The organism is Olsenella sp. oral taxon 809 str. F0356 (assembly GCF_000233535.1).
In the GTDB taxonomy this organism is placed as follows: Bacteria; Actinomycetota; Coriobacteriia; order Coriobacteriales; family Atopobiaceae; genus Olsenella_I; species Olsenella_I phocaeensis.
In genome coordinates, this window is record NZ_JH376563.1 from 1,126,137 (window position 1) to 1,151,286 (window position 25,150).

27 protein-coding genes are annotated in these 25,150 nt (G+C 65.3%); 14 read left to right on the forward strand and 13 right to left on the reverse strand.

Annotation, left to right across the window (positions count from 1 at the left end; all coding sequences use genetic code 11):
- Positions 1-58 precede the first annotated feature (58 nt).
- Both HMPREF1008_RS05090 and HMPREF1008_RS05095 read right to left on the reverse strand, forming a co-directional pair.
- Complete coding sequence (locus tag HMPREF1008_RS05090; protein WP_009278783.1) at positions 59-598, reverse strand: flavin reductase family protein; 540 nt, start codon at positions 596-598, stop codon at positions 59-61.
- A gap of 150 nt (positions 599-748) precedes the next feature.
- Positions 749-1,243 carry an isoprenylcysteine carboxylmethyltransferase family protein gene (locus HMPREF1008_RS05095; RefSeq protein ID WP_009278784.1) on the reverse strand — a complete coding sequence of 165 codons (495 nt, stop codon included), beginning with the start codon at positions 1,241-1,243 and terminating at the stop codon, positions 749-751.
- A 146-nt stretch (positions 1,244-1,389) separates the two neighbouring features.
- On the opposite strand from HMPREF1008_RS05095, the gene HMPREF1008_RS05100 reads away from it, so the two are divergent.
- Positions 1,390-1,866 carry a pyridoxamine 5'-phosphate oxidase family protein gene (locus HMPREF1008_RS05100; protein WP_009278785.1) on the forward strand — a complete coding sequence of 159 codons (477 nt, stop codon included), beginning with the start codon at positions 1,390-1,392 and terminating at the stop codon, positions 1,864-1,866.
- Here the strand turns inward: HMPREF1008_RS05100 and HMPREF1008_RS05105 are convergent.
- On the reverse strand, positions 1,863-2,342 hold the full coding sequence (locus HMPREF1008_RS05105; protein WP_009278786.1) for a GAF domain-containing protein: 480 nt from the start codon (positions 2,340-2,342) through the stop codon (positions 1,863-1,865). The genes HMPREF1008_RS05100 and HMPREF1008_RS05105 overlap by 4 nt on opposite strands.
- A gap of 157 nt (positions 2,343-2,499) precedes the next feature.
- On the opposite strand from HMPREF1008_RS05105, the gene asnS reads away from it, so the two are divergent.
- Positions 2,500-3,906 (forward strand): asparagine--tRNA ligase, encoded by a 1,407-nt coding sequence (asnS, locus tag HMPREF1008_RS05110; RefSeq protein WP_009278787.1) that lies wholly within the window; start codon positions 2,500-2,502, stop codon positions 3,904-3,906.
- A gap of 134 nt (positions 3,907-4,040) precedes the next feature.
- Here asnS and HMPREF1008_RS05115 read toward each other — a convergent pair whose 3' ends face one another.
- Both HMPREF1008_RS05115 and HMPREF1008_RS05120 read right to left on the reverse strand, forming a co-directional pair.
- Positions 4,041-4,319, reverse strand: a complete 279-nt coding sequence (locus HMPREF1008_RS05115; protein ID WP_009278788.1) for a type II toxin-antitoxin system YafQ family toxin — start codon at positions 4,317-4,319, stop codon at positions 4,041-4,043.
- A gap of 2 nt (positions 4,320-4,321) precedes the next feature.
- Positions 4,322-4,609: a type II toxin-antitoxin system RelB/DinJ family antitoxin gene (locus HMPREF1008_RS05120; protein WP_009278789.1), complete on the reverse strand. Its 288-nt coding sequence runs from the start codon at positions 4,607-4,609 to the stop codon at positions 4,322-4,324.
- Between the two features lie 373 nt (positions 4,610-4,982).
- Between HMPREF1008_RS05120 and HMPREF1008_RS05125 the strand changes: the two genes are divergently transcribed.
- The 6 genes from HMPREF1008_RS05125 to HMPREF1008_RS05150 all read left to right on the forward strand — a co-directional run bounded on the left by HMPREF1008_RS05125 (position 4,983) and on the right by HMPREF1008_RS05150 (position 12,298).
- A complete protein-coding gene (locus tag HMPREF1008_RS05125) occupies positions 4,983-6,590 on the forward strand; it encodes an ABC transporter substrate-binding protein (protein WP_009278790.1) in 1,608 nt (535 codons plus the stop codon).
- A gap of 176 nt (positions 6,591-6,766) precedes the next feature.
- The gene (locus tag HMPREF1008_RS05130) at positions 6,767-7,783 is read left to right on the forward strand and encodes an ABC transporter permease (RefSeq protein WP_009278791.1); all 1,017 of its coding nucleotides are present in this window, start codon (positions 6,767-6,769) and stop codon (positions 7,781-7,783) included.
- A gap of 5 nt (positions 7,784-7,788) precedes the next feature.
- A complete protein-coding gene (nikC, locus tag HMPREF1008_RS05135; protein WP_231782261.1) occupies positions 7,789-8,718 on the forward strand; it encodes a nickel transporter permease in 930 nt (309 codons plus the stop codon).
- A gap of 1 nt (position 8,719) precedes the next feature.
- Complete coding sequence (locus tag HMPREF1008_RS05140; RefSeq protein WP_009278793.1) at positions 8,720-9,700, forward strand: ABC transporter ATP-binding protein; 981 nt, start codon at positions 8,720-8,722, stop codon at positions 9,698-9,700.
- Between the two features lie 3 nt (positions 9,701-9,703).
- On the forward strand, positions 9,704-10,870 hold the full coding sequence (locus HMPREF1008_RS05145) for an ABC transporter ATP-binding protein (RefSeq protein WP_009278794.1): 1,167 nt from the start codon (positions 9,704-9,706) through the stop codon (positions 10,868-10,870).
- Positions 10,871-11,818: 948 nt separating this feature from the next.
- Entirely contained in the window at positions 11,819-12,298 is a 480-nt protein-coding gene (locus HMPREF1008_RS05150) for a DUF188 domain-containing protein (protein ID WP_009278795.1), read from the forward strand.
- Positions 12,299-12,313: 15 nt separating this feature from the next.
- Here HMPREF1008_RS05150 and HMPREF1008_RS05155 read toward each other — a convergent pair whose 3' ends face one another.
- Together HMPREF1008_RS05155 and HMPREF1008_RS05160 are read right to left on the reverse strand one after the other, a co-directional pair.
- The gene (locus HMPREF1008_RS05155; RefSeq protein ID WP_009278796.1) at positions 12,314-13,609 is read right to left on the reverse strand and encodes a HipA domain-containing protein; all 1,296 of its coding nucleotides are present in this window, start codon (positions 13,607-13,609) and stop codon (positions 12,314-12,316) included.
- A gap of 3 nt (positions 13,610-13,612) precedes the next feature.
- Positions 13,613-13,834 (reverse strand): helix-turn-helix transcriptional regulator, encoded by a 222-nt coding sequence (locus HMPREF1008_RS05160; protein WP_009278797.1) that lies wholly within the window; start codon positions 13,832-13,834, stop codon positions 13,613-13,615.
- A 303-nt stretch (positions 13,835-14,137) separates the two neighbouring features.
- Here HMPREF1008_RS05160 and HMPREF1008_RS05165 point away from each other — a divergent pair, with 303 nt between their 5' ends.
- Positions 14,138-14,398 (forward strand): autorepressor SdpR family transcription factor, encoded by a 261-nt coding sequence (locus HMPREF1008_RS05165; RefSeq protein ID WP_009278798.1) that lies wholly within the window; start codon positions 14,138-14,140, stop codon positions 14,396-14,398.
- A gap of 6 nt (positions 14,399-14,404) precedes the next feature.
- Positions 14,405-15,082: an SdpI family protein gene (locus HMPREF1008_RS05170; protein WP_009278799.1), complete on the forward strand. Its 678-nt coding sequence runs from the start codon at positions 14,405-14,407 to the stop codon at positions 15,080-15,082.
- A gap of 166 nt (positions 15,083-15,248) precedes the next feature.
- Here HMPREF1008_RS05170 and HMPREF1008_RS05175 read toward each other — a convergent pair whose 3' ends face one another.
- Positions 15,249-15,614, reverse strand: coding sequence for a YbaN family protein (locus tag HMPREF1008_RS05175; protein WP_009278800.1), 366 nt, complete (start codon positions 15,612-15,614; stop codon positions 15,249-15,251).
- Positions 15,615-16,014: 400 nt separating this feature from the next.
- On the opposite strand from HMPREF1008_RS05175, the gene HMPREF1008_RS09865 reads away from it, so the two are divergent.
- From HMPREF1008_RS09865 to HMPREF1008_RS05195, 4 genes are all read left to right on the forward strand, one after another.
- Positions 16,015-16,428 carry a hypothetical protein gene (locus HMPREF1008_RS09865; protein WP_156797602.1) on the forward strand — a complete coding sequence of 138 codons (414 nt, stop codon included), beginning with the start codon at positions 16,015-16,017 and terminating at the stop codon, positions 16,426-16,428.
- Entirely contained in the window at positions 16,428-16,922 is a 495-nt protein-coding gene (locus HMPREF1008_RS05185) for a PIN domain-containing protein (protein ID WP_009278802.1), read from the forward strand. The genes HMPREF1008_RS09865 and HMPREF1008_RS05185 overlap by 1 nt, the downstream gene beginning before the upstream one ends.
- Positions 16,923-17,077: 155 nt before the next feature.
- The gene (locus HMPREF1008_RS05190; protein ID WP_009278803.1) at positions 17,078-17,305 is read left to right on the forward strand and encodes a hypothetical protein; all 228 of its coding nucleotides are present in this window, start codon (positions 17,078-17,080) and stop codon (positions 17,303-17,305) included.
- A gap of 170 nt (positions 17,306-17,475) precedes the next feature.
- Positions 17,476-18,570 carry a glycerol dehydrogenase gene (locus HMPREF1008_RS05195; RefSeq protein ID WP_009278804.1) on the forward strand — a complete coding sequence of 365 codons (1,095 nt, stop codon included), beginning with the start codon at positions 17,476-17,478 and terminating at the stop codon, positions 18,568-18,570.
- A gap of 101 nt (positions 18,571-18,671) precedes the next feature.
- Here the strand turns inward: HMPREF1008_RS05195 and HMPREF1008_RS05200 are convergent, their stop codons facing one another.
- Genes HMPREF1008_RS05200 through HMPREF1008_RS05220 form a run of 5 tightly spaced genes read right to left on the reverse strand, consistent with a single transcriptional unit; the run spans position 18,672 to position 25,143 of the window.
- The gene (locus tag HMPREF1008_RS05200; protein ID WP_009278805.1) at positions 18,672-20,426 is read right to left on the reverse strand and encodes an ABC transporter ATP-binding protein; all 1,755 of its coding nucleotides are present in this window, start codon (positions 20,424-20,426) and stop codon (positions 18,672-18,674) included.
- A complete protein-coding gene (locus tag HMPREF1008_RS05205) occupies positions 20,419-22,227 on the reverse strand; it encodes an ABC transporter ATP-binding protein (RefSeq protein WP_009278806.1) in 1,809 nt (602 codons plus the stop codon). Before HMPREF1008_RS05205 ends, HMPREF1008_RS05200 begins: the two co-directional genes overlap by 8 nt.
- A gap of 2 nt (positions 22,228-22,229) precedes the next feature.
- Entirely contained in the window at positions 22,230-22,856 is a 627-nt protein-coding gene (locus HMPREF1008_RS05210; protein WP_009278807.1) for an MptD family putative ECF transporter S component, read from the reverse strand.
- A gap of 26 nt (positions 22,857-22,882) precedes the next feature.
- The gene (locus HMPREF1008_RS05215) at positions 22,883-24,424 is read right to left on the reverse strand and encodes an ABC transporter ATP-binding protein (protein ID WP_009278808.1); all 1,542 of its coding nucleotides are present in this window, start codon (positions 24,422-24,424) and stop codon (positions 22,883-22,885) included.
- A complete protein-coding gene (locus HMPREF1008_RS05220) occupies positions 24,421-25,143 on the reverse strand; it encodes an energy-coupling factor transporter transmembrane protein EcfT (protein ID WP_009278809.1) in 723 nt (240 codons plus the stop codon). Before HMPREF1008_RS05220 ends, HMPREF1008_RS05215 begins: the two co-directional genes overlap by 4 nt.
- Between the last annotated feature and the right edge of the window lie 7 nt (positions 25,144-25,150).

Genomic DNA, 25,150 nt, shown 5'->3' on the forward strand with positions numbered 1-25,150 from the left:
TGCCGGCAGCTGCGGACTGGGCGTGGTGCCCGTGGCGTGCCCCCTCGTCGTCCCAGTGCTACTCCAGGACGTAGCTGTCGACTATCTCGCCGTAGTAGATCTCGTGGTAGTAGCAGCTCCCGCTCGCATCGACGTCGGTGACGTCTGCGGGGTAGAAGCGCTCGCGCGTAGCCTTGGGCACGGCGTCCCTGTCCATCATCTGCCCGTAGACGACCTTGCACTCCAGGGTGATAGGTGCCTCGGCGATCGCGGGGACGTCCACCTTGCTCCCATTCGCGAGCGTGAGCCCGAGCAGCTCCGCCTTGTCCACATGACGGCCGCTCTTGGTGCCGGCGACGGCGAAGATGCGCTTGCTCAGGCGGTCGAGGGGGACGTTGATGGTGAACTGGGGGTTCTTCTCGAGCAGGGCATGGGTGTGGCGGCTCGTGCGGACGAAGGCGGTGAAGGTGGGCTTGCCCCAGAGGGTTCCGATGAGCCCCCAGCCTATGACCATCGTGTCCACTTCGCCCTCGGCCTTGGTGGTGAGCAGGATGCCACGGGCGTTGGCCTTCGTGATGGCGCTCGCGTATTCGTAGGGGTCGATGTGGCGCTTCTCCATGATGGCTCCAATCGCCGGGCTGTGGCCCCGCGACCCTCGTGGGGCGGGGTGGTCGTTCCTTGGGAGGAGTGTACGCCTCGAACGTTGCGAGTCCGCATGCGTTTTGCGGCAGCTGGCGGGGCGGCGGAGTCGCCGCGCCGCGACCCTGGGCTACGCCCTGCGACGAGGGGGCCAGGGCACGACCCTGTTAACCCGCCTGCAGTAGTCCAGGTACGTGCTGCCGTGCAGCTCGGCAAGCCAGCGCTCCTCCGTGCGCCGCATGAGCAGGGTCAGCGCGAGCCAGTGGATGGGTGTCAGGACGAGGAGCCAGAGGTTCCCGGCGACGAGGATCGCGCCGAGGCAGGCGATGAGGAAGGCGGAGTAGATGGGATTTCTCACCCAGGCGTAGACGCCCGTGGTCACGAGCTCGTTTCTCTCCACGTGGGCGTCGATCTTGGACACGACGGCTCCCATGACCCATACGGCCACGGCAAGCGCTGCGAGGATGGCACCCGCGACCACGAGCGGCAGCTCGAGTTCGAGGACGCTTGCGCGTGGCAGCATGCCGAGCCTGGTCGCCGCGATTCCCGCAGCCGTCGTCAGGAGGATGCACGCCACGTATGCCGGCCCCACCCCGAACAGGGGCAGGTGGTCCCTCTCGCCCATGTGTCTCCCTTGCCCGCTTGCCACTAATTAGCTTTGGCTAACTGTTTCCTGACGACATCGTAGCACGGGCCGTCGGGGTATACCTTTTGGCAGACTGACTATCATGCAAATGGGCACGACTGCGCACGGCAAGAGGGGAGAGCGCCATGGAGTTCAAGATGGTACGTGCGAAGAGGGAGCTGGGCCGCGAGGAGGCACTCGCGCTCTTCGCGTCCGCGTCGAACGCGGTGCTCTCGACCGTGGACCCCGACGGCGAGCCCTATGGCGTGCCCATCAGCTTCGCGCTCGAGGGCGGCCGCATCTACCTGCACGGCTCCATGAAGGGCGGCCATCGCCTGACCAACCTGGGCGCAGGCTGCAGGGCATGCATCACCGTGGTCGCCCAGGACGACGTCCAGCCTGCGGAGTTCACCACGAGGTACGCCTCCGCCATGGCGTTCGGGCGTCTGCGTCCCGCCGCGGACGACGACGAGAAGCGCGCGGGGCTCATGGCCCTGCTGCGCAAGTACGCGCCCGGCCACATGGAGGCGGGCATCCGCTACATCGCCGCGGCGCTGCCCAAGACCTCGGTGACCGTGCTCGAGATCGAGCGCGTGAGCGGCAAGAGCAACGTGCGCGGCTAGCGCGCGCAGCTTTCCAGCGCCTGCGCGACCAGCTCGAGTCCGCGGGCGTCCTCGGGAAGGAAGCGGCCGCGCATCGGGCTGTCTATGTCGAGCACGCCGACGACCCGGCCGTCCGCGTGCAGCGGCACGACGACCTCGGACGCGCTCGCGCCGTCGCAGGCGATGTGACCCGGGAAGGCGTGGACGTCCTCCACGAGCTGGAGCTCGTCCGTCGCGGCGGCGGTCCCGCAGACTCCCCGGCCCAACTCGATGTGCACGCAGGCGACCTTCCCCTGGAAGGGCCCCAGGACGAGCCTGCCCTCACCTTCCGGGATGAGGTAGAAGCCCGCCCAGTTGACGTCGGGCAGCGCCTCGTAGATGAGCGCCGACGCGTTGGAGAGCAGCGGCATCCAGCGCGGGTCCTCCTCCGCGAGGGCCCTGACCTGCTCGGCGAGTAGCCCGTAGTCGGGTCGCTCCGCGTGGCTCACGTGTTCCATGGTGGTCCTCCGTCCCGATGGGCCTTTGTCGTGGCGGCCCGTGCCCCGCGTGCGTGCGGCTCCACTTGCGATACAGTCAATGGGTTGACGCGTCCGGCGCCTCTCCCACAGGCGTCCGTCACCAAGCTACTTATCGCACAACCCAAGGGGGAAGCTCGTGAGGCGCACAAAGATCGCAACGCTCTACGCAGACATGGACCGCCTGGGCGGCCAGGAGCTGACGGTCGCCGGGTGGGTCCGCTCCATCCGCGACATGAAGAACTTCGGCTTTGTGACCCTCAACGACGGCAGCTGCTTCAAGGACCTGCAGGTCGTCCTCAACCGCGAGTCCCTGGGCGAGCGCTACGACGAGCTCGTGGGCCAGAGCGTCGGCTCCGCTCTCGTCGTGCGCGGCACGCTGAGCCTGACGCCCGACCGCCCCCAGCCCTTCGAGCTCCAGGCCTCCGAGGTCGTGGTGGAGGGCCCCTCCGCCCCCGACTATCCCATGCAGAAGAAGCGCCAGACCCGCGAGTACCTGCGCACCCAGCAGCATCTGCGCAGCCGCACCAACCTCTTCCGGGCGATCTTCCGCGTGCGCAGCGTGGCGGCCTACGCCATCCACAGCTTCTTTCAGGAGAACGGCTTCGTCTACGTCAACACGCCCATCATCACCGCGAGCGACGCCGAGGGTGCGGGGGAGATGTTCCGCGTCACCACCCTGGACCCCAAGAACCCGCCCTTGCTCGAGGATGGCAGCGTCGACTGGAGCCAGGACTTCTTCGGCAAGATGACCAGCCTCACCGTCTCGGGCCAGCTCCAGGCCGAGAACTTCGCCCTGAGCTTCGGCGACGTCTACACCTTTGGTCCCACCTTCCGCGCCGAGAACTCCAACACCCGCCGCCACGCCGCCGAGTTCTGGATGGTCGAGCCCGAGATGGCCTTCTGCGACCTCGACCAGGACATGGACGTGGCCGAGCAGATGCTCAAGTACGTGATCAACTACGTGCGACAGACCTGCCCCGACGAGCTGGACATGTTCAACCGCTTCGTGGACAAGGGCCTGCTCGAGCGCCTCGAGCACGTGGCCACGAGCGACTTCGCGCGCGTGAGCTACACCGACGCGATCAAGATCCTGGAGGATGCCCAGGCCGCCGGCACGAAGTTCGAGTATCCCGTGAGCTGGTGCGCCGACCTCCAGACCGAGCACGAGCGCTACCTCACCGAGCAGCACTTCAAGAGGCCGACCTTCGTGACCGACTATCCCGCCGCGATCAAGGCCTTCTACATGCGCATCAACGACGATGGCAGGACCGTGGCCGCTGCGGACTGCCTGGTTCCCGGCATCGGCGAGATCATCGGCGGATCCCAGCGAGAGGAGCGCCTCGACGTGCTCGAGAGCCGCATCCGCGAGCTGGGCATGGACCCCGAGCAGTACCGCTACTACTGCGACCTGCGCCGCTATGGCGGCTGCCACCACTCCGGCTTCGGCTTGGGCTTCGAGCGCCTGGTCATGTACCTCACCGGCGTGGACAACATCCGCGACGTCTTGCCGCACCCCCGCACGGTGGGCAACGCGGAGTTCTAAGGCTCCCGTCCCCCACGCGCGAATAGACCGGCATTCGAGCGGCCCCGCCCTGCGGCAACGTGGACGGGGCCGCTCGACCATTTGGACGGGGGCCTTCGCCCCGCTCTTGCCATGCAAGGCAGGGGCCGGGCGTTTCAGAGGCCGAAGAGCTCGGCGTGCGATCCGGTGCGAACGGCGGTCAGTATGAGGCGCGTATCGTCGATGCGATAGACGAGCAGCCAGTCCGGGCCTATGTGGCACTCACGGTGCCCGCCAAGCCTGCCGGCGAGGGCGTGGTCACGAAAGCGCTCCCCAAGCACCTCTCCCTTGCGCAGGAGGGTGATCACCTCGCCGAGCCTCTCTAGGTCCGCGCCTTGCCTGCGTCTGCGACGAACGTCCTTCTTGAACTGGGAGGTATAGGCCAGGCTCAGCACGGCTACTCTCCGTCGTCGAAGATGGAGGCCCACATCTCCTCGTTTGACTCGAACGGGCCCGTGACGCGTCCCTGCTCGGCGTCTTCCATCGCCCTGAGCGTGGTGCGGGGAAGGCCGTAGGGGTTGGAGGGGTCGAAGGGGAATCCTCCCCTGCGGTTGAAGGCCGAGACGAACATCCTGAGCGCGTTGCTGGGGGAGGTCCCGATGGAGTCGCATATCTGGGTGAAGAGCGTCTTCTCGTCAGACGTGACCTTGGTGGAGAGTGCCGCATTGGCCAAAGTTCCTGCCATATTCCTCACTCCTTATAAGCCAATGTCATCTATTAGATTCGATTGTACTCCACACAAAGGCATTTATCGATATCTGAAGAAAATGGTTAGGATTGGAGTTCACAACGCCACGACCCATCGTCCCTCTCGCCGGAGGCCGCCCTGCACTGACGAGGGGCCGTGCGTCGGTGGCAGCCGCAAAAAGGACGCAAAGTGTCCAACTGGTTACGTATCAAGAAACTTTTCTTCTCAAAATCGCCATTTTAATCACTCCCTTGCATTTCTGATGCAAACATACGCACAGGCCGCTACGCCGCAGCCATAGCCGTGAGGGGCGGCGGCTCGGTGGGCCAAGACGCCATATCAGGCTTTGTGCATCAGAGAGGGAGTACACATGGCTAGCACCAAGGCACAGATCTCCAGAAGGAACTTCGTCAAGGCCATGGCGACCGTCAGCGCGGGCAGTGCCTTCGCCCTCGCCGGCTGCGGCAGCCAGCGCGCCGGCGGCTCCTCCAAGTCCGCCGACGGCGACTTCACCATCACCTTCGCCCAGGCCTCCGACCCCCGCGGCCTCGACCCCGCCATGGTCGACGACGGCGAGTCCGCCATGGTCATGGTCCAGGTCTACGAGAACCTCCTGCAGTACGAGGACGACTCCTGCGCCGTCAAGCCAGGTCTCGCCGAGTCCTACGAGGTCTCTGACGACGGCCTCACCTACACCTTCAAGATCCGCACCGGCGTGAAGTACCACGACGGCACTGACTTCAACGCCGCTGCGGCCAAGGCCTCCATCGAGCGCCAGCTCGAGCCCCAGCGTACCGAGGACATGCCCTACGCCGCCTTCACCTTTGGCTCCGAGGCCGACGGCAACGGCATCGCCTCCATCGACGCCCCCGACGACACCACCCTCGTCATCAAGCTGCGCGCCGCCTCCACCGCCTTCCTGGCCAACCTCGCCATGTGCATGGCCTCGCCCATCGTGAGCCCCACCGCCGCCGAGGGCGGCAAGCTCAACGAGAGCCCCGTCGGCACCGGTCCCTACAAGTTCGTGAGCTGGACCAAGAACTCCGACATCAAGCTCGAGCGCAACGAGGACTACTGGGACAAGGACAACGCCGGCAAGGCCAAGAACATCGTCTTCCGCTTCATCGCCGAGAGCGCCTCGCGCGTCACCGCCCTGGCCAACGGCGAGGCCGACATCATCAGCGGCATCGACGAGGCCGTGGTGAGCCAGGTCGAGAACAACGGCGACAAGGTCTACAAGACCGACGGCATGAACATCAACTACCTCGCCTTCAACACCCAGAGCGAGACCTTCAAGACCGCCGACGCCCGCAAGGCCTTCGCCAAGGCAGTCAACGTCCAGGAGCTCGTGGACAGCCTCTACAACGGCTACGCCACCTACGCCAACTCCGTCATGCCCCTGTGGATGGCCCCCTACGACTCCGACATCCAGCAGACCCAATACGACCCAGACGCGGCCAAGTCCGAGCTCGCCGCCCTGGGCATCACCAAGGTCAAGTGCATCACCTACTCGGTGTCGCGTCCCTACAACGGCAAGGGAGGCACCGCGCTCGCAGAGTCCGTCCAGGGCTACCTGAGCAAGGTCGGCGTCGACATGACCATCGACCAGTTCGACTGGACCTCCTACAAGGACGCCGTCCAGGCGGGCAACTACGACGTCTGCTTCTATGGCTGGAACGGCGACAACGGCGACCCCGACAACTTCATGAACCTCCTCTCGGTCGACGACACCGCCATGAACGTCGCACGCTACTCCAACGACGAGTACAAGGCGCTCATCGCCAAGGGCCTCTCGACTCCGGCGGGCTCCGAGCGTGACGACGTCTACCACCAGTGCGAGCAGATCGTGGCCGAGGACCAGGTCTGGCTGCCCATCTCGCACTCTCAGAACCTCCTGGGCCACAAGGCCAACGTCGAGGGCTACGTCTACCACCCGACGGCGGTCGTGTTCCTGAGGAACTGCACCAAGTCTGCCTAGCCCTGGACGGGGGAGAGACGCCCCCATCCAAGGCCGAGGGACATCCCGAGGCAACGCTGCGACTCGGGCCGGACGCGAGCCCGGTCCGAGTCGCGCTTCTGGTGGCGCGCGCGGAGGGGCGCATGTCGCCGGACCCGACAAGAGCGAACAGATGAGAAGAGAGAGGAGGAAGACACGTGCTGAGATATGTGATCAAGCGCGTCCTGCAGGCGATTCCCGTCCTGTTGGGCCTCTCGATCGTGGTCTTCCTGATCATGCGCGTCTTCTCGGCCGACCCTGCCAGCGTCGTGCTCGGCGAGCATGCCACGCAGGAGCAGATGCAGGCCTGGCGAGAGGCGAACGGGCTTACGGCCCCCATCGTGGTGCAGTACCTCAACTTCCTGGGATCGGCCCTCCGCGGCGACCTGGGGACCTCGTACTACACCCACACCTCCGTCACGACCGAGATCATGAGCCGCTTCCCGGCCACCGTCGAGCTTGCCATCGTCGCCATCATCGTGGCGTCCGTGCTCGGCATCGTGCTCGGCGCGCTCGCGGCGGTCCACAAGGGCTCCTTCGTGGACGGCCTCAGCACCTTCGTGGCGCTGGTGGGCGTCTCGATGCCCATCTTCTGGTCCGGCGTGCTCATGATCATCCTCTTCGCCGGCACCCTGCACGTCCTGCCCTCGGGCGGGCGCATCGACCCGCTTCTGGCGCCGGTGGGCGGCACGGGCCTCTTCATCCTTGACACGCTGCTCTCCGGCGACTTCGAGGCCCTGGGCAACGCCCTGCAGCACATCGTGCTGCCGGCCCTCGCGCTCTCGCTCTACTCGATGGCCATCATCACGCGTATGACGCGCTCCAGCATGCTCGAGACCCTGGGCGAGGACTACGTCCGCACCGCCCGCGCCAAGGGCCTGCCCAAGGGCAGCGTCGACCGCCATCACGCCTTGCGCAACGCCATGCTGCCGGTCACCACCGTCATCGGCCTGCAGTTCGGCAGCCTCCTGGGCGGTGCCCTCCTCACCGAGACCGTCTTCGCCTGGCCCGGCATCGGCAAGTACGTGGTCGACTCCATCCTGAAGTCCGACTTCCCGGTGGTCCAGGGCACCGTGCTTCTCATCGGCGTGATCTTCGTCGTCATCAACCTGATCGTGGACATCGTGTACGCCTACCTTGACCCGCGCATCAAGTACTCGCAGGAAGAGGGGTGATCTTGGTGGAGAAGACACTCGACTCCGGGCAGGAGCCCATGGGGCCCACGAAGGGCGTCGACGCCGCCAGGCCGCAGAAGGCGGAGTCCATCTGGAAGGACGTCTGGTACTCGCTGAGCCACAACGGCCCGGCCATGGCCAGCCTGGTCTTCATCGGCCTCGTCGTGCTCATAGCCGTCGTCACGGCCATCGCCCCCGGCGTGCTCCCGTACGACCCCTACGAGCAGGACCTGACCCAGTCCTTCGCCGCGCCCAGCGCCGCGCACTGGTTTGGCTGCGACCAGCAGGGCCGCGACATCCTGGCCCGCATGATGGTGGGCGCGCAGGTCTCGCTCACCGTCGGCCTCATCTCGGTCGCGCTGTCGCTCGTGGTGGGCGTCACCCTGGGCGCCATCGCCGGCTACAAGGGCGGCAGGGCCGACACGGTGATCATGCGCCTCATGGACATCATGCTCGCCGTGCCCTCGATCCTCCTGGCCATCACCTTCATGGCGGCGCTCGGCAAGGGCATCGACAAGGCGGTCATCGCCATCGGCCTGGTGTCCATCCCCGAGTACGCGCGCATCGTGCGCAGCCAGGTCCTCGCGGTCAAGGCAAACGACTACGTCAGCGCCGCCCGCGTCATAGGCGACTCCGACGCCAAGATCATCTTCCGTCACATCCTGCCCAACGTGGCTCCCTCGATCATCGTCCGTGCCACCTTGGGCATCTCGGGCGCCATCCTCGACGCCGCCGCCCTGGGCTTCCTGGGGCTCGGCGTCCAGCCACCCCAGGCCGAGTGGGGCGACATGCTGGGCCGCGGCCGCGACTACATCTTCCAGGCTCCCCACGTCATGATCTTCCCGGGCCTCGCCATCACCCTCACCGTCCTCGCGTTCAACCTGCTGGGAGACGGCATCCGCGACGCCTTCGACCCCAAGAGCAGGAGGCGCTAGCATGGCACTTCTCGAAGTGAGGGACCTCGTCACCGAGTTCCCCACCCGCAAGGGCACCGTCCGTGCCGTGGACGGCGTGAGCTTCTCCATAGACCGCGGAGAGATACTGGCCGTGGTGGGCGAGTCCGGCTCCGGCAAGAGCGTGACCTCCCTCAGTATCATGGGGCTCCTGCAGAAGCCGGGCCACGTGGCTTCCGGCAGCATCAGCTTCGACGGGCAGGACCTCCTGGCCCTCTCCGAGAAGGAGATGGAGCAGGTACGCGGGCAGAAGATCTCGATGATCTTCCAGGAGCCCATGACCTCGCTCAACCCCGTCTACCGCGTGGGCGACCAGATCGTCGAGGCCATCCAGACGCACACGCCCATGAAGAAGGACCAGGCCTGGGAGCGTGCGGTCGAGATGCTGCGCGTGGTGGGCATCCCCTCTCCCGCCGATCGCGCTCGCGACTACCCGCACCAGATGTCGGGCGGCATGCGCCAGCGCGTCATGATCGCCATGGCGCTGGCCTGCAACCCGCGGCTGCTCATCGCCGACGAGCCCACCACGGCCCTCGACGTGACCATCCAGGCGCAGATCCTTGACCTCATCTACCAGCTGCGCGACGAGTTCGACATGGCCGTGCTCTTCATCACCCACGACCTGGGAGTCGTCTCGGAGGTGGCCGACCGCGTGGTGGTCATGTACTGCGGCGAGGTGGTCGAGGAGGCGGAGAAGGTCGCGTTGTTTGAGAGGCCCCTGCACCCCTACGCGCTGGGCCTCCTGAACTCGATTCCGCGCCTCGAGGACGACGACTCCAAGCGCCTCTACACCATCAAGGGCACCGTGCCCAACCCGCTGGACATGCCCTCGGGCTGCCCGTTCTCGGACCGCTGCGACCGCTGCATGGAGCGCTGCCGCCGCGAGCGCCCCGAGCTCAGGCCCTACCCCGGCGACCCCAGCCGCAGCGTCCGCTGCTTCCTGTACGAAGAGGGGGAGGAGTAGCCCATGGCAGACCCCAAGAGCGATCCCACGCGCGACGACGTCCTGGTGGAGGTCAAGAACCTCTCGAAGAGCTTCGTGGCCGAGACCAACTTCTTCGGCCGGCCCACCTCCTACGTGCGCGCGGTCGAGGACGTGTCGTTCAAGATCCGTCGCGGGGAGGCCTTCGGCCTCGTGGGCGAGTCCGGCTGCGGCAAGACCACCATCGGCAAGATGCTGGTGGGCCTGCTCAAGCCCTCCGGCGGCAGAATCTACTTCGAGGGCGAGGACATCACCGACGCCAGCAAGCAGCGCCGTCGCGAGCTCTGCCGCGACATCCAGCTGATCTTCCAGGACCCCTACGCCTCGCTCAACCCGCGCATGACCGTCGAGCAGATCGTGAGCGAGCCCATCGTCACCAACGGCATCCTGCCCGCGGAGGCCATCGACGCCCGCGTGGACGAGCTGCTCGAGCGCGTGGGCATCAGGCCCGACCTCAAGAGGCGCTATCCCCATGAGTTCAGCGGCGGCCAGCGCCAGCGCGTGGGCATCGCGCGCGCCCTGGCCGTGAATCCCAAGCTCATCGTCTGCGACGAGCCCGTGAGCGCGCTGGACGTCTCCGTTCAAGCGCAGGTGCTCAACCTCCTGGACGACCTCAAGGAGGACCTGGGACTCACCTACCTCTTCATCGCGCACGGCCTTAACGTGGTCAAGCACGTATCCGACCGTGTGGGCGTGATGTACCTGGGCAAGCTCATGGAGGTCGCCCAGAAGAACGACCTCTACCACGAGCCGCTTTGCCCCTACACGCAGGCGCTGCTCTCAGCCATCCCGTCGCCCGACCCACACCTCTCGCGCAAGCGCATCATCCTGCAGGGAGACGTGCCCAGCCCTATCGACCCGCCGGCGGGCTGCCGCTTCGCGAGCCGCTGCTTCGCCAAGGTGGGAGCCTGTGACGTCGCTGCGCCGGAGCTCAGGGAGGTCGTGGGGGGTCATCTCTGCGCCTGCCACCGTTACGACAACATGCCCGAGGCCGACGTGCGCGGCACCGCGCGCAAGATCCAGTACGAGGCGGCGCGTCCCACCTACGGCATGGGTGGCGCGGACGCCAATGCGGACCCGGTGTCGTTCGACCCGGACACCCCGGAGGAGGCGGCTGCCAAGGGAGAGAAGCTCCCGGAGAAGTGGCTGTAGGCGGGACGTTGGCTGCGGCGTAGTGGCGGTTGGAACGTGAGCTCGCGTGCGGGTCGGCGGTGTGCCGGCCCGCTTGTTTTTCGTGTCGGCGGGGAGCGGCGTGCGTGCGGGAGCGTGCGACGTGTGGGCGAGCGACGCGCACGTCGATGTCATGGTGCGCCTTTCTCGCCTGCAGCCATGCCTGGCACGTGCGTCGTTTTGTCGACGGCATCACGGTGCGCCTCTCTCGCTTGCCATGACGTCCAACACGCGCGTTGCTGCTCGCGACTGCGTCCAATGTGCGCATAATATCGCCGACGACGTCCAACGCGCGCATAATATCGCCGAGTACGTCCAACACGCGCATTATTTCGCCGAAAGCGTCCAACGCGTCTGGCCGCTCCACGTTTGCCCAGTTGGCGCGCCACGTCCAGACGCGTTTGACGTTCTCGTGTGTCACCCAGACGCGTGCGACGTACTGGCGTGTCGTTCAGACGCATTGGACGTTCTTGCTTGTCATTCAGACGCGTTGGACGCACTCGTGTCGACCAGCTACTCCGGCGTGTTCTTTACTCGGGCGAATCGAAGCATCGTGGCTTTGATGCGGGCGATAAAGAACACGCCGCCGCAGCTCATGTGGGCAAATGCAGCGGTCGGCGTTCTTTTCTCGCCTTGGATGGCGAGATTTCGTCGCTGAGAGCCGGTAGGGAACACGACGCCCGCAAGCAGAGCCAGCAAAGAACGCGCCACCCGCAAGCTGGGCCAGTAGGGAACACGACGCCCGCAAGCAGAGCCAGCAAAGAACGCGCCACCCGCAGGCCGCCGCACCATGCGATGTGCCGCGTTCTTTACTGCTAAGGTTTTCTCTCGTTGGGGAAACTCCCACCAGTAAAGAACGGCCCGACGGCACGCCACCCCGCAACGGCCCGACGGCACGCCCATCCCGCGCGCCCAGGCGAGAGGAGCCGCATGACCACGCTGTACATCGATGCGGACGCGTGTCCCGTGACGGCCGACGCTCTTGCCGTGGCGCGCAGGCGCGGCGTGCCCGTGGTAATCGCCGGCAACAGCACGCAGAACCTGGAGCGACATGTCAGGCGAGACGACCCCCGCGACGTCGCTCACGCCCGTCGCGGCTTCTGGGTGGACGTGCTCGCGGTCTCCGTCGGGGCGGACAGTGCGGACTTCGCCATTACGGAGCGCTTGGAGCCGGGGGACGTTGTGGTGACCCAGGACATCGGCCTGGCGGCGATGGTCCTGGGCAGGGGCGCCGCCGCCATCGGGGTGCGCGGTCGCGTGTTCGACAGGGCGACCATAGACATGGAGCTCTTCATCCGGTACGAGGAGAAGAAGGTCCGCCGTGCGGGTGGCCGCACCAAGGGACCGGCGGCCTTCGCTTCGGAGGACCGTGCGCGCTTCCGCCACAACCTGGAGGGTCTGCTGGAGTAGGAAACCACATCCACGTTATCGTTGCGCGAAGCTCTCCAATGTCGCCTTCCTGGGAAGCATGTCTGCGATCAGATTCTCGGCGTCGTAGGCGAGCGCTTCGAACCCTGTTCGGGCCTGCCTTTCTCCCTCTTCGTCAATGCTTCGAGGAAGTGCATCGCACAGTTCCCTGGCAGTGCGGCGTAGGAGCTCTTCGCTGATGCCAAGCTCGTTCGCCAGTTCCACGAAGTCCTCGGGTATGACCTCGTCGATTATGCCGTGGCGTCCGATTCGCATCCCCATCTGCCTGCTGAAGCAATCGAAGAGCGTGGTCGGAACGATGTCATAGGCCGGAGCGAGCCTTGTCCATGCCCCCTCGTGCATGAGCGAGAGGTTTTTGAGGTGGTTGTCGCAGTTTCCTACCAGATAGTTGAGCAGCATGATGCGGGCAAGGCCCTGTATGTCCCTAAGCGGCTGAGAGGAGTGATTCCGCAGCAGGTGCGCTATGGCGCTCGCACTGCTTGGGTCAAGCTCCGCATACTTTGACCCGGGATAGATTCCCAGCGACTGGGCGAGGTCTTCTTGGTGGAGCCTTCGCACCGCCAGCCTTCCGTCCTCGAGGACCGTTGTCTGTCGATCAAACCGCTCGACGCAGATGGCGAGTCGACCTCTTCCCAAGGCGATGAGCTCGACCTTGGGTACAGTGACTCCGCACTTGCTGGCAGAGGACATGACGAGATACTCGAGCTCGGGAATGGCGTCTAACTGTCCGGATTTAAGTACGTGCGTAGAGGCTGCTCCCCCAAGGGGGCGCAGCCATACGGACTCGCCCTCCTTGTCCGGGCATCGGGCGAGCCCCATCTTATGTTGGGTTCCAGTGAGGGAGAGGCGAGAGGTCAGGCTGGCCTGGGCGGTTGCATCTGAGCTCGACAACGCCTCCGATACCTCATTCATGCCAATCGGCTCGTATCGTGCCCTTCCGAACGGGTCGTTTGCCTCATCGACTGGCTCCCTGGAAAAAGCTACGTCGCCCATGCATTCGAGGCTGTTGGACAGCATGGCGAGGTAGTCATCGTCTCGGACGGCCAGCTTGGCCGCGAGTGAACGTCGGTCCTCTCCTTCCGGGAGAAGGCCTTCGAGGTAGGGGCGAAACTCCGCCTCGGCAAAGGGATCCTCACGGAGGGGTAGAGAAAGCGATAGGGCCGGCTGCGTACGATCGGCGAGGTATGGGCGTGAGTATTCGAGTTGTCGCGTGCTGAGGTCGATTTCTCCAACTACCAGGGTGCTCGATCCGCCATGGCGCAGAATCCAGAGCTTATTTCCGTGTGTTGGCATGACTTACCCCCTCGTCCGCGCGAACAGGTCGATGCCGAGCATGCGGGCGACTTGGGTCACCTTGTCGAACTCCGAGCTGCCCTTGCCGCGCTCGAGCTTCGAGACGAAGGTGATTCCCACGCCCGAGCCCTCGGCGAGCTCGGCCTGGGTGAAGCCCTGCTCCTTGCGCGTGGACCTTATGAGGGCGCCGAGGTCCCTTGCGTTGGTGACACGCGTCTCTGGCATCGTCGCTCCTCTCGAATGCGCTCGCATCAATTATAACGAAAGCTAATAGATTTTGTGCGTTCGCATCAATTCAGGCGAGAAGAGCTGAATTTAGTGCGTACGCATTGATTCTCGTCTGCCCAGACGACGATGTTCCCAGGAGTTCCAGGACGCCGCAACGCCTTTTCGTGCCACTTACGCATTCGTGCCATTCACGCCCTCGTGCGACTTGCGTTCCCGCTTGACTTCGGGCCGCGTCGCGTGCATACTCTCGTCCAGTAATTAGTCATTTGGCTAAATATTAAAACGAGGAGGTAGAAGCGGATGGCGGGGGAGGCATTCAAGGCGCTCTCGGACCCGACGCGACGGCGCATCCTCGAGCTCCTGCGCGCGGGGGACCTCAGCGCGGGGCAGATCGCCGAGCAGTTCGACATCTCGAAGCCCTCGATCAGCAACCATCTGGGCATCCTGCGCTCGGCGGGCCTGGTGAGCTCGGAGCGCCAGGGCCAGAGCATCGTCTATCACCTCAACATGACTGTGCTGCAAGAGGTCATGGAGTGGTTCTACTCGTTTGGAGAGAGGTAGGTCGCAATGGCGGTCAAGAGGCATTCGCGGCGCTTCATCTATGTGCTGGCCGCAGTCGCGCTCGTCAACTTCGTGGCGCACCTGCTGGCGTATCCCAGCCTTCCGGAGCTGGTCCCCACGCACTGGGGAGCATCCGGCGAGGTCAACGGCTATGGACCGAGGTACATGGCGCTCATACTGGCGGCGCTGCCGTTCCTGTTCCTGCTGCTGTTCCGCGTGATTCCGTCCATCGACCCACGTCGGGAGGGCTACGAGCGTTCCTGGGGCGTGTGGCGCGGCTTCGTCTGCGGGTTCAGCCTGTACATGATGGCGTTCAGCTGGGTCACCGAGGCGACGGTCTTCGGTCTCATCCCCGAGGGGAGTGGCCTGGTCGGGAGCCTGACCTTCGCGGGACTGGGCGTCCTGCTCATTGCCCTGGGCAACTACATGCCGCGCGTGCGCCAGAACTACACCTTCGGTGTGAAGACCCCCTGGGCACTGGCGGACGAGCACAACTGGGACCGCACCCAGCGCATGGGCGGCATCGTCAGCGTGGTGTGGGGCGCGGCGATGCTCGCGTTGGCTCTGTTCGCGGGAGCGCTTGGCGGCGAGCTGCTCGTTGGCCTCTTCGTCGCGCTGATCCTGGGAGGCACGGCCTGGCTGTACCTGTACTCGTACCTGGTGTTCGTGGGGAGGCTGCGGTAGGGGAGGCGGGCAGGGGAGAGGGTCCTGGTCGCGTTGACTGGCGACCACGTCGGAACCGAATCGTTCAGAACTCGCCTGAGAGCGCACGATCTTGAAATCTCGGGCGAGTTCTGAACGACGCCCTTGCCTGCGACCCCGCCCGGAGGAGTGGCGGGGCCAGCTCCACCTACTCCTCGGGCAGGCTCCTGACCACTCCCATGAAGTAGACGACGTGCCCCATCCAGACGACGCCCAGGACCACGCGGGCCCAGAGCGAGTGCATCATGACGAAGCCGATGCCCATGAGCAGCGTGACCATCGCCATGACGCGCAGCTTGGCGGCCCGCTTCATGCCCCTCTCCTGCACGTAGCTCCGGAGGTTCTTCTGGTAGAAGCCCGTGCCCACGAACCAGTCGTGCAACCTCTGCGAGCTGCGCGAGAAGCAGTAGAGGGTCACGAGGAAGAACGGTACGCTCGGCAGGATGGGCAGGGCGACCCCCAGCGTCCCCAGGGCGAGCGTGACGCATCCGACGGCGATGTAGACGTACCTCATGGGTTCCCCTCTGCGTGTATGCCTTGGCTAACAAAACAGAAGCCTAGTGCAAGCGCGGAAGATTTCCAAACTCGTTTATGCGGTCGACGATGCCGGGCGCTCTGGGTCTGTCCGGGCGTCGCGCGGGCACGGACCGGCGGTTCCCCGGCCTGTTGACATCGCGGGATGCGGTAACTTCGAGGGTAACCAGATAGAGATCACGGTGTAGTCGCGCCGCGATGGGTGAAGTTCGAGCCGCCTGCGCATGCACGTTCGCCGTGGTCACATCCGCGTGGGCATGTCCGGCGTGCGACCTTGCGGGCCCTGTTCCTCAGTTGTTCTTGACTCCTCGACCAGAGCTCCTGCGCTATACATATGCTATCTTTGCTATACGAGCATTTGTCACAGTGTGAGGTGAGGTGTGAAGGTGGACGTCATGGTGGTCCAGATGAACACTCGCATTGACGCCTCGCTGAAGGAGCGAGGGGACAAGGTCCTCATGAAGGCTGGTCTCACGCCAACCAAGGCGGTCCGAGGCCTGTGGGAGCTCGCCGTGAGACATGAGGAGGAACCGGAGCTGCTGGCAGAGGTTCTTTCTGGTGCGAGTCTCCTGCCTCCCAAGGCGGAGGGAAGTGCTTCTCCCGGTGTGACTGACCGGCTCGCGGCGCTCCACGAAGGATGGGACATCGTTCGCAATTCGGGCCTCTCTGCCAGGGCGGTTGAGCTCTGCCTCTCTGATGCGACCCCGCTTGAGGAGCTACGCGAACGAGCGGCGTGGGAGCGGCTAGGCCATGCTGCCGGCCCGGATGCGGATGCGCCAAAGGTGTCGGAATAATGCAGCGACCCAGCAGGCTCCTCCTTGACACCAACGTTTGGATTAACAACTACCTGGGCAGTCGTCCTGGTCATGACGCGGCGCGAGACTTCATTACCTTTGCCCTCGAGCGCGAGCTGGAGCTGTACTTCTCCATCTCGTCAGCAGCAGACATCTTCTACCTGCTGAAGACCGAGTTCAAGATTTGCTCTCGCAGGGCGGACGGCGGGCTCACGGAATCTGCGGCGCTCGCGGCAACGAATGCGGCATGGGCGTGCGTCAGGAACATGCGTCAGCTCGCGATGCCGGTGGGGCTCGACGCATCTGACTGCTGGTATGCAGACAAGTTGCAGGTGGTGCACCCTGATTTCGAGGATGACCTCATCATGGCCGCAGCTCAGCGCATTCACGCGAGCTACCTCGTCACAGAGGACAAGGCGCTGATCCAGAACGCGGTGGTGCCCTGCGCCAGCCCGGACCGACTGCTTTCCCTGCTTCAGGCGCTGGAGGCATAGCCTCGGCAAAGCCTGCATGACGGCGGAGCAGTCCAATCCGTCCAAGCGCTCGGGCTTTGACGTGAACTTGCCGGATGGCATTTGTTGACACGAGGCTTTGGGCGAGAATGGATGCCCGCAGGCAAGCGAGAGGACTGGCCCCAAGGAGGACGCGCATGAACATGCCGCAGAAGATGTTCCACGACTTTGTGATGGGCATGGTCAAGGATGAGAGGCGCGACGATGCCGAGCGCCTGATGGAGGAGGGCTTCGCCCGCCAGGACGCGGGAACCTTCGACGCGGCCTACCTCGCCTCCGTGACGCCGGCCTACCTGGACGTCGTGAAGGAGGACCAGGTGGAGAAGGTCAGGGCGGCAATCGCGAGCTACGCCGCACGCCTCTAGGGGACTCCGCCAGGCAGACGAGGTCCCCTTGTCCAAGCCAGTGAATAAATCCGGGGCATAAAGTTGCCGAACGCGGCAAGTCGCCCGCAATTGTTGCCCTAACATGTATTGCTGCCAGCCGCCGGACGGCGTCGGCGACATCATCCGCCATGACTGAATCGAGGATTGTCATGAAGCGTCTGCGTGCGATGCGTGAGCCTCTGAAGTACGTCCAGGGCAAGGGTGCCCTCCTGAAGTTCCAGGAGGAGATGGGCTACATGGGCAAGCGCTGGCTGTTCGTGTGCTCCAACAGCGGCTACAAGGCCTGCCACGACAAGATCGAGCAGAGCTTCGGCGACGCCGACGACTACCGTCGCTACGAGGTCTTCGGCGGCATCTCCAGCAAGGGCGAGATCGCCAAGATGCAGGCGATCGTCGAGGCAGACAACATCGACGCCGTGGTTGCCGTCGGCGGCGGCTCCGCAGTCGACACCGCCAAGGCGACCGCCTACTACTCCGGCAAGAAGGTCGTCATCATCCCGACCGTCGCCGCGACCGATGCGCCCTGCACCGGCCTCTCCGTCATCTACAACGACGACGGCAGCTTCGACAAGTACCTCTTCTATCCCGAGAACCCCGCCGCTGTCATGGTCGACACCCAGGTCATCGCCGACGCACCCGTGCACTTCCTCGTGGCGGGCATGGGCGACGCCCTGGGCACCTACTTCGAGGGCCGCGCGTCCATCCGCACCGAGTCCCCGAGCCTCGAGGGCACCGGCATCACCCGCGCGGGCATGGCGCTGGCCAAGCTCTGCTACGAGACCCTGCGCGACTACAGCTCCCAGGCCATCGTTGCCTGCCAGAACCACGTGGTCACCCCTGCCTTCGAGAACGTCGTCGAGGCCTGCGTGTACCTCTCCGGCGTGGGCGCCGACAACGTTAACTGCGCCGCGGCCCACTCCTTCTACAACGGCCTGACCTCGCTGGGCGGCCACAGCGCGCCCCACGGCAACTGCGTCGCCTTCGGCACGCTGGTCCAGCTGGTGCTCGAGGGCGTTCCCGAGGAGGAGTTCGTGGACGTCCAGGACTACTGCCTCGAGGTCGGTCTGCCCACGACCCTGGCCGAGCTGGGCGTGACCACCGACGAGCAGATCTGGAAGATCGCCGAGGCGGCCTGCGTGCCGGGCGAGACCATCCATAACCTCGCCGGCGACGTCACCCCCGACGAGTTGCACGACGCCATTGTCGCGACCGACGCGATGGGCAAGGCTCTCAGGGGAGAGTAGCCCCCCTGGGCGGGCGTACGCCAGCCTGACGCTCGTGATGCGGGCCCGGACACCCTTGGGTGCCCGGGCCCGTTGCAGGGCGGACGCATGTGCGCAGGTCGTCAGACTAGCTTCCATCGGGCGCTTAGGATGCGCTTGTTCCAGAAGTCCGCATAGGCACCGTCTCGTTCGAGAAGCTCGTCATGAGTCCCCGACTCCTCCACGGTTCCCCGGGCGTTCAGCACGACGATTCGGTCGGCCATCTTGATGGTCTCGAGCTTGTGGGCGACGGCGATCACCGTGGAGGACCTGCGAAGCACCTCGATCGACCGGACGATGTTCGCCTCGTTTTCGGCATCGAGCGCCGACGTCGCCTCGTCAAAGAGGACGATGGGAGCCTGCTTCAGCAGCGCGCGGGCAATCGACACGCGCTGGCGCTCGCCTCCCGAGAGCGCACGGCCGCCCTCGCCGCAGAGGGTGTCCCATCCCTCGGGCAGGCGCTTGACGATCTCGGTCACGCCCGCCAGGTCGGCGACCCTCTCGAGCTCGTCATCGCTCGCGTCCGGCCGCGCCAGAAGGACGTTGTTGCGCAGCGTGTCATTGAACAGGTACACGTCCTGGAAGACGAAGGAGACGTTCTTGAACAGCTCCTCCGTGGTGAGGTCTCGCACGTCGACGCCGCCGACGCGCATGGCGCCGGCTGCCGTGTCATAGAAGCGGGCGATGAGCTTTATGACCGTGGTCTTGCCGCAGCCCGAGGGTCCCACGATGGCGAGCATGCCCGATGGTGGAACCGAGAAGCATACGTCGCGGAGCACCGGCTTGCCCGGCACGTACGAGAACGTGACGTGATCGGCGCTGACGCTCGCGTCGTGGGGGAAGGTGCCGGGGACGGCAGGCGTCGGCATCTCGGGAGCGTCCATGACCTCGTCGATGCCGTCCAAGGTCTGGCGTCGCTCCTCCAAGCCGAAGAGCGCCGCCGAGACGTCCGACACCATGGTAGAGAAGCGCAGGGCAACCCCTATGATGACGACCGCCTCGAGTGGGGTGGCGATGCCGCTCACGCACAGGGAGCTTCCCAGCAGAATCATGGCGAACACCAGCGTCTGCTGTCCCATTCCCGAGACCAGGTTGCCCAGCACGCCCCACCAGAGCCCACGTACGGACTTGCGTTGCGCCTCGACAAAGCTGTCGGCGAGCTCCCTGTAGCCTGGCCCCGCATGGCAGGCGCGCAGCGCACCCTGGCACTGGGCGAACTCGACGATTCGGGAGGCGAGGGCCTCCTCTGCGGGAGTCTCGTCCGCGTAGCAGTTCTCTATGCACTTCTGTCCGAGCTTGAGCAGGATGAAGAGCACGGGAATCGCGATGCTCGCCATGAGGCCGAGCCGCCAGTTCCACGCCCAGGTGCCCAGGCCGAACACCACGCAGGCGCACAGGTTGCGGACGAGCTGGCCGATGAAGTAGGCGACCGCCTGTCCGCTCGACATCATCTCCTGCGTGACGATGCGGCTCAGCCTGCCGGCGCTCGACGCCGAGAACCAGCCCAGGGGCAGGGAGGCGACCTTTGTGCCGATGTGCCTCTGCAGCATGCGCATGTACCCCAGGCCGGCGGTGTATCCGAGCTTGCAGCCCTGGTAGTCGAGGACGCAGGAGAGGGCCGCCAGCGCCGCTAGGACGATCATCCATGCCGCGAAGCCGAGGCCCCACTGCGCCTTCGCCGTCTGGAGGGCTATCGCCGCCGGCATCATCGTGCACAATGCCAGTCCCGTGAAGACGCCTGCCGCAGCGTAGGCCACCGTGCCACGTCTGTTCATGGCGGCATCGGCGTCGGTCATGTACCGGCGGAATCGGCGCAGAAGGCTCCGGTTTCTACTCATGGCAATCCACCTGCCCCTCTTTCGCGCTGGAAGTCGGGACGAACCCGCCCTGAGCCAGCAGCGCCCGGTAGTGGTCGTTGTCGAGCAGGGTCTCGTGCGTGCCCAAGGCCGCGATCCTGCCCTCTTTCATGACGGCTATCTGATGGGCTCCTACCACGGAGTTCAGGCGATGGGCGATCACCAGGACCGTGCGCCCCTCGACCAGGCCGCCGAGGGCCCGCTGTATCTCGACCTCCGAGTCGGGGTCGGCGAAGGCCGTGGCCTCGTCCATGACCAGGACCGGCGCATCTGCGAGGATCGCGCGTGCGATGGACAGGCGCTGCGCCTCTCCGCCCGAAAGCTCGCAGTCGGTGCCGATGACGCTGTCATAGCCCTTGGGAAGCGACATGACGAAGTCGTCTATCTGGGCGGCCCTGGCAGCGTCCCGTATCTGCTCCAGGCTCGCCTCTGGCCTTGGGAGGGAGACGTTGCGCGCGATGCTCGCATTGAGCAGCATCGCATCCTGCAGCACGAACGATACGTTGCGATACAGCACGTCTGGCGAAAGGGATCGCAGGTCAACGCCGCCGAGCTCTATGGAGCCCTGGGAGGGGTCGTCGAATCGGGCGATCAGCGTCGCCAGCGTCGACTTCCCCGACCCGGAGGGGCCGATGAGCGCGGTCACCGTTCCTGGCTCGAGCGTGAGGTCGACGCCTCTGAGCGCCTGGGTCTCGCCATAGGAGTACGAGACGTCCCTGATGACGACCCGGGGCCTTCCGTCGGGCTCATGGGGATGCTCCGGCTCCTCGAGCGGCGGCGTGTCCATCAGCTCGACCAGCCTGACGGCCGCAGAGCCGGCCAGCTGGTACGACCAGGTGATGTTCGCGACGCTCATCATGGCATTCGGAAGGACCAGGGCGATCAGGGTGCATGCGATGATCTGGGGCAGCGTCGCGAGCCCCATCGCATGGAGCAGCGCCCCTCCTCCCAGGTTCACCAGCAGCAGTACCGGGATGGAGACGAACTCGGCGGCGACGGCACAGCGACCGATCATCGGGGCGCACCATTCCCAGTACGAGTCCGCGAACGCCCGCGCGGCTTCGGCGTAGTTGCGGTAGGACTCACCGCTCTTGCCGAACGCCTTGATGACCTTGATTCCTGAGACGAGCTCCACCATGGTTGCCGAGACGTTTGCGAGGTTGTTGTTCATCTCGGCCGTCTTGGGCCCCATGTCCTTCATGGAGGAGCCGTACAGCACGAAGTAGAACGGGAGGGTTGCGATCCCGACAAGGGCCAGGCGCCAGTTCATGACGAACATGAACGCCAGGAGCACCAGGGGAGTCAGGATGCCGTTGAGCATGTCCACCGGTGCGTGGGCGATCACGGTATGGACGGTCTTGGTGTCGTCTTGGACGGCGTTGCGTATCCTGCCCGATCCCGTCCTGCCAAACCAGGCGAGAGGGACGCGGCTGAGGCGCTCGACGATCTTGCGGCGGATGACGAAGCGCAGCCTCATGTCCGCGAAGTGCGTGATGGTGAGGGACAGCAGGTAGAACGTCAGCCTGAGCACGAAGGCCGTCACCAGCAGCATGACGATGTCGCTCACCTGGTCGGCATCGAGCGGACGCACGCCCTGCTGGGCGGCGATGAACGTCTCGCCCAACCGCACCAGGGCGAGGTAGGGGACGAATGCCAGCAGGGCGGACAGGATCGTGAAGAGCTGGGCGAGGACGGTGCGACCCTTGATGTGCGCCGCCAGCAGCTTGATCGCCGCCCGCCCCGCCCTGTCCTGGTCCCGATGCTCTTGCGAGATGTCGGTCATGGCTACCTCACTCCCAGCTGCCTGAAGTGCTTGGCGAACACCTTGGTGCCGATGAAACCGCCGAGCGTCGCGCAGACGACCGTGGCGATGCACGTGACGACCATTCCGGGGCCGTACATGAAGTCGACCATGTTCCGGGAGAATTCCTCCGCCATGCCCGCCTGGACGCATTGGGCGACATACGCGTCGCCACCGATCATGTAGACCAGGGAGATGTGGCCCAGCCAGAACAGGAGGACGAACGCAGGGAAGGACGCCAGGATCCTGCCCCTGCCACGCGTCTTGGGATTGCCCAGGATGAGCTCCGCGGCAAGGCAGCCAACGAGGATCCCCGCCGGCCCCGTCCAGAACATCCCCATCACGAAGCCGAACGCGGCCATGATCGCGCCCATGGCAATCATGGCGCCGCGCTTGGGCACGCGCTGGACGATGTACATCCATGCCATGCCGGTGACCAGGGACGAGGCCGCATGGGCGCTCCAACAAGTGCGGTAGTCGAAGCTGCACACCATGGCGAAGCCCATCGTTATGAAGAACACCAGAACGCCGAACGCCGCGCAGAACACGAGGTCCTTCGCGGTGAGCCGACCCGTGTCCCTTGCCTGTGTACCAATCGTCCTTTCAGCCATGAGCCATTTCCTTTCTGATAGAAGCCTCAGTGGACCGATGAAAAACCGAGCAGCCTTCTTATGCGCCCGAGTGTTTCCGGATTGAGCGGAATCGGCGCCGACGGACGTCCGCCGTCCAGCGAGACGACGGCGTCGCAGACCGAGCAGAGGAACTCGTAGTCGTGCGTGATCACGCAGATTGGCAGGCCATGGCGCTTGAGCCGGCCGACCTGCCTGGCGATGACGGCCATGTTGCGATAGTCGAGCCCGCTGGTCGGCTCGTCCATGACCAGGGCCCGTGCGCCGTACAGCAGTCCTGCGGCGATCGACACGCGCTGTCCCTGCCCGCCGGACAGGGACAGGGGATGCCGCTGGACGAGCTCGGCGAGGCCAAAATCCTCCATCAGCGATTCCATGGAGAACGCCTTGGGGGCATCTCGGTCGAAGCCGCGCCTCTGGGCCTCCTCGAGCTCGCGGGCAACCGTGTGCTCGAAGAGCTGGTAGCCCGGCTCCTGCATGACGAGGTAGATCGATCCAGCGCGCCGAGAGGGTCTGAGCGCCGTTCCAGCGAGCTCGACGGTGCCGGCCGCCTCCCTCTGGATGCCGCACAGGCATCGGGCGAGCGTCGTCTTTCCCGTGCCGTTCGCCCCGACGAGGCCGATGGCCGTTCCGGCGGGGATGGTCAGGTCGCAGTCGTCTATCACCCTTCTGCGGTGGCGATACGACACGCACAGGCCCCTCGTCTCCAGCGCGACGCGACCTTCTCCCCGTCTGTCGCCGACCGATGTCGCGGAGACCTTCTCGCAAGAAGTGGGGCTCGATGCCCGCGCGTCCATCTCCTCGACTCGCCATGCCCTCAGGCCCCACCCCGACCGGGTCTCCCATGGGAGGGCGCCAAAGTCGGCGGCCGACCATGAGCCGGCAATGGCTCCGTCCCGCATGACCACGACGCGGTCGGCAAGGTCGGAGAGCCACCACAGACGGTGCTCGGACACGATGACGGTCTTGCCCATCGCTTTGAGCCTTGCGAGCGTCTGGCCCAGGAGCTCCATGGAAGGCACGTCGAGCGCCGCGGTCGGCTCGTCCAACACGAAGACGTCGGGATGTGTGGCGTACACGGATGCCAGGACCACCATCTGGCGCTGTCCGCCCGAAAGCTCCTCGACCCGGGAATGCAGCAGGTGCCCTATCCCAAACGTCCTCACGCTCTCGTGCACCCGCTCGGCGATCGTCGCGCGCGGAAGACCCTGGTTCTCGCAGCCAAATGCAAGCTCCGCCTCGACGTCGGAGTTCACGAACTGGCTGCGTGGGTTCTGGAACACCGAGCCCACCGTTGCCGCAAGATCGCTCGTGGTCCATTCGGTGACGGGCTTGTCGTCGATGGCGACGCGCCCCCTCATGGTTCCCTGGTAGACCAGCGGGATTAGTCCGTTCATGGCACGGGTCAACGTCGTCTTTCCACAACCGGATTCGCCCGTGAGCACCACGAGCTCGCCTTCGTGGACCTGCAGGTCGATGTCGCGGAGTGCGTCCGACTCGGCACCGTCGTAGCGGAAGGAGAACCGCTCGAACGAGACGGCGACGCTCATGGGGCAACCACCCCCAGCCTTGCGAGCACCATGGCCGCGAACAGGGCGTACTCGACCACCAGGAGCAGGACGTCGGCCGCCTGTACGCGCAGGACGTAATACGAGCTGCGCCTCCTCGCGGTGTCCGCACCTCGTGCCACCACCGCGTTTCCCAGCTCGTCGGCGATGATTCCCACCCGTCCGATGACGGGAACCATAAGGCGCTCGACGGTTCTTGCGGGGTATGCCGCCACGGCCAGTGGGGAAGAGGCCATCCCGCGGACTCTCATTGCCTCGCCCACCGCCCTGAACTCGCGCGCCAGAGTGGGGACGAAGCGCAGCGCAACGCAGAGCGAGACCACGAGTCTGGAGGGGAAGCCCATCTTCTGGAGGGCGCAGGCGAGCTCGCCCGAATGCGTGGTCGCGAGGCAGAGCGCCGCGAACGCGGCGACGGGAAACACGCGCTGGAACATGAGAAACATGCTGGCGGGCGAACTGAGCCATCCCCATCCCGTCATGCCGGGAAGGTGTGCGAGGACGAAGGCCGACGCGTAGGCGACCGCCCACTTCAACGCGGAGGCGGGCTGCCGACATGCCAGCATGAGGAGAAGGACGACGCCCATCGATGCCACCTGGTACCCAAGATGGGGATACAGGGTGACCTCCACGTTCAGTGGAAGCAGGACGAGCAATGCGACGCGTGGGTCAATGCGATGGTGGCGGACGTTCTCCTCCCGCACGTGCCTT

Excerpts from the sequence above, each read along its gene's own strand:
- HMPREF1008_RS05090 (WP_009278783.1), bottom strand. The coding sequence starts at position 598 with ATGGAGAAGCGCCACATCGACCCCTACGAATACGCGAGCGCCATCACG.
- HMPREF1008_RS05195 (WP_009278804.1), top strand. The coding sequence starts at position 17,476 with ATGAAGCGTCTGCGTGCGATGCGTGAGCCTCTGAAGTACGTCCAGGGC.
- HMPREF1008_RS05215 (WP_009278808.1), bottom strand. The coding sequence starts at position 24,424 with ATGAGCGTCGCCGTCTCGTTCGAGCGGTTCTCCTTCCGCTACGACGGT.
- HMPREF1008_RS05185 (WP_009278802.1), top strand. The coding sequence starts at position 16,428 with ATGCAGCGACCCAGCAGGCTCCTCCTTGACACCAACGTTTGGATTAAC.
- HMPREF1008_RS05165 (WP_009278798.1), top strand. The coding sequence starts at position 14,138 with ATGGCGGGGGAGGCATTCAAGGCGCTCTCGGACCCGACGCGACGGCGC.
- HMPREF1008_RS05160 (WP_009278797.1), bottom strand. The coding sequence starts at position 13,834 with ATGCCAGAGACGCGTGTCACCAACGCAAGGGACCTCGGCGCCCTCATA.
- HMPREF1008_RS05095 (WP_009278784.1), bottom strand. The coding sequence starts at position 1,243 with ATGGGCGAGAGGGACCACCTGCCCCTGTTCGGGGTGGGGCCGGCATAC.
- HMPREF1008_RS05105 (WP_009278786.1), bottom strand. The coding sequence starts at position 2,342 with ATGGAACACGTGAGCCACGCGGAGCGACCCGACTACGGGCTACTCGCC.
- HMPREF1008_RS05140 (WP_009278793.1), top strand. The coding sequence starts at position 8,720 with ATGGCACTTCTCGAAGTGAGGGACCTCGTCACCGAGTTCCCCACCCGC.
- HMPREF1008_RS05125 (WP_009278790.1), top strand. The coding sequence starts at position 4,983 with ATGGCTAGCACCAAGGCACAGATCTCCAGAAGGAACTTCGTCAAGGCC.
- HMPREF1008_RS05205 (WP_009278806.1), bottom strand. The coding sequence starts at position 22,227 with ATGACCGACATCTCGCAAGAGCATCGGGACCAGGACAGGGCGGGGCGG.
- HMPREF1008_RS05155 (WP_009278796.1), bottom strand. The coding sequence starts at position 13,609 with ATGCCAACACACGGAAATAAGCTCTGGATTCTGCGCCATGGCGGATCG.
- HMPREF1008_RS05190 (WP_009278803.1), top strand. The coding sequence starts at position 17,078 with ATGAACATGCCGCAGAAGATGTTCCACGACTTTGTGATGGGCATGGTC.
- HMPREF1008_RS05170 (WP_009278799.1), top strand. The coding sequence starts at position 14,405 with ATGGCGGTCAAGAGGCATTCGCGGCGCTTCATCTATGTGCTGGCCGCA.
- HMPREF1008_RS05210 (WP_009278807.1), bottom strand. The coding sequence starts at position 22,856 with ATGGCTGAAAGGACGATTGGTACACAGGCAAGGGACACGGGTCGGCTC.
- HMPREF1008_RS05150 (WP_009278795.1), top strand. The coding sequence starts at position 11,819 with ATGACCACGCTGTACATCGATGCGGACGCGTGTCCCGTGACGGCCGAC.
- HMPREF1008_RS05100 (WP_009278785.1), top strand. The coding sequence starts at position 1,390 with ATGGAGTTCAAGATGGTACGTGCGAAGAGGGAGCTGGGCCGCGAGGAG.
- HMPREF1008_RS05175 (WP_009278800.1), bottom strand. The coding sequence starts at position 15,614 with ATGAGGTACGTCTACATCGCCGTCGGATGCGTCACGCTCGCCCTGGGG.
- HMPREF1008_RS05120 (WP_009278789.1), bottom strand. The coding sequence starts at position 4,609 with ATGGCAGGAACTTTGGCCAATGCGGCACTCTCCACCAAGGTCACGTCT.
- HMPREF1008_RS05145 (WP_009278794.1), top strand. The coding sequence starts at position 9,704 with ATGGCAGACCCCAAGAGCGATCCCACGCGCGACGACGTCCTGGTGGAG.
- HMPREF1008_RS05200 (WP_009278805.1), bottom strand. The coding sequence starts at position 20,426 with ATGAGTAGAAACCGGAGCCTTCTGCGCCGATTCCGCCGGTACATGACC.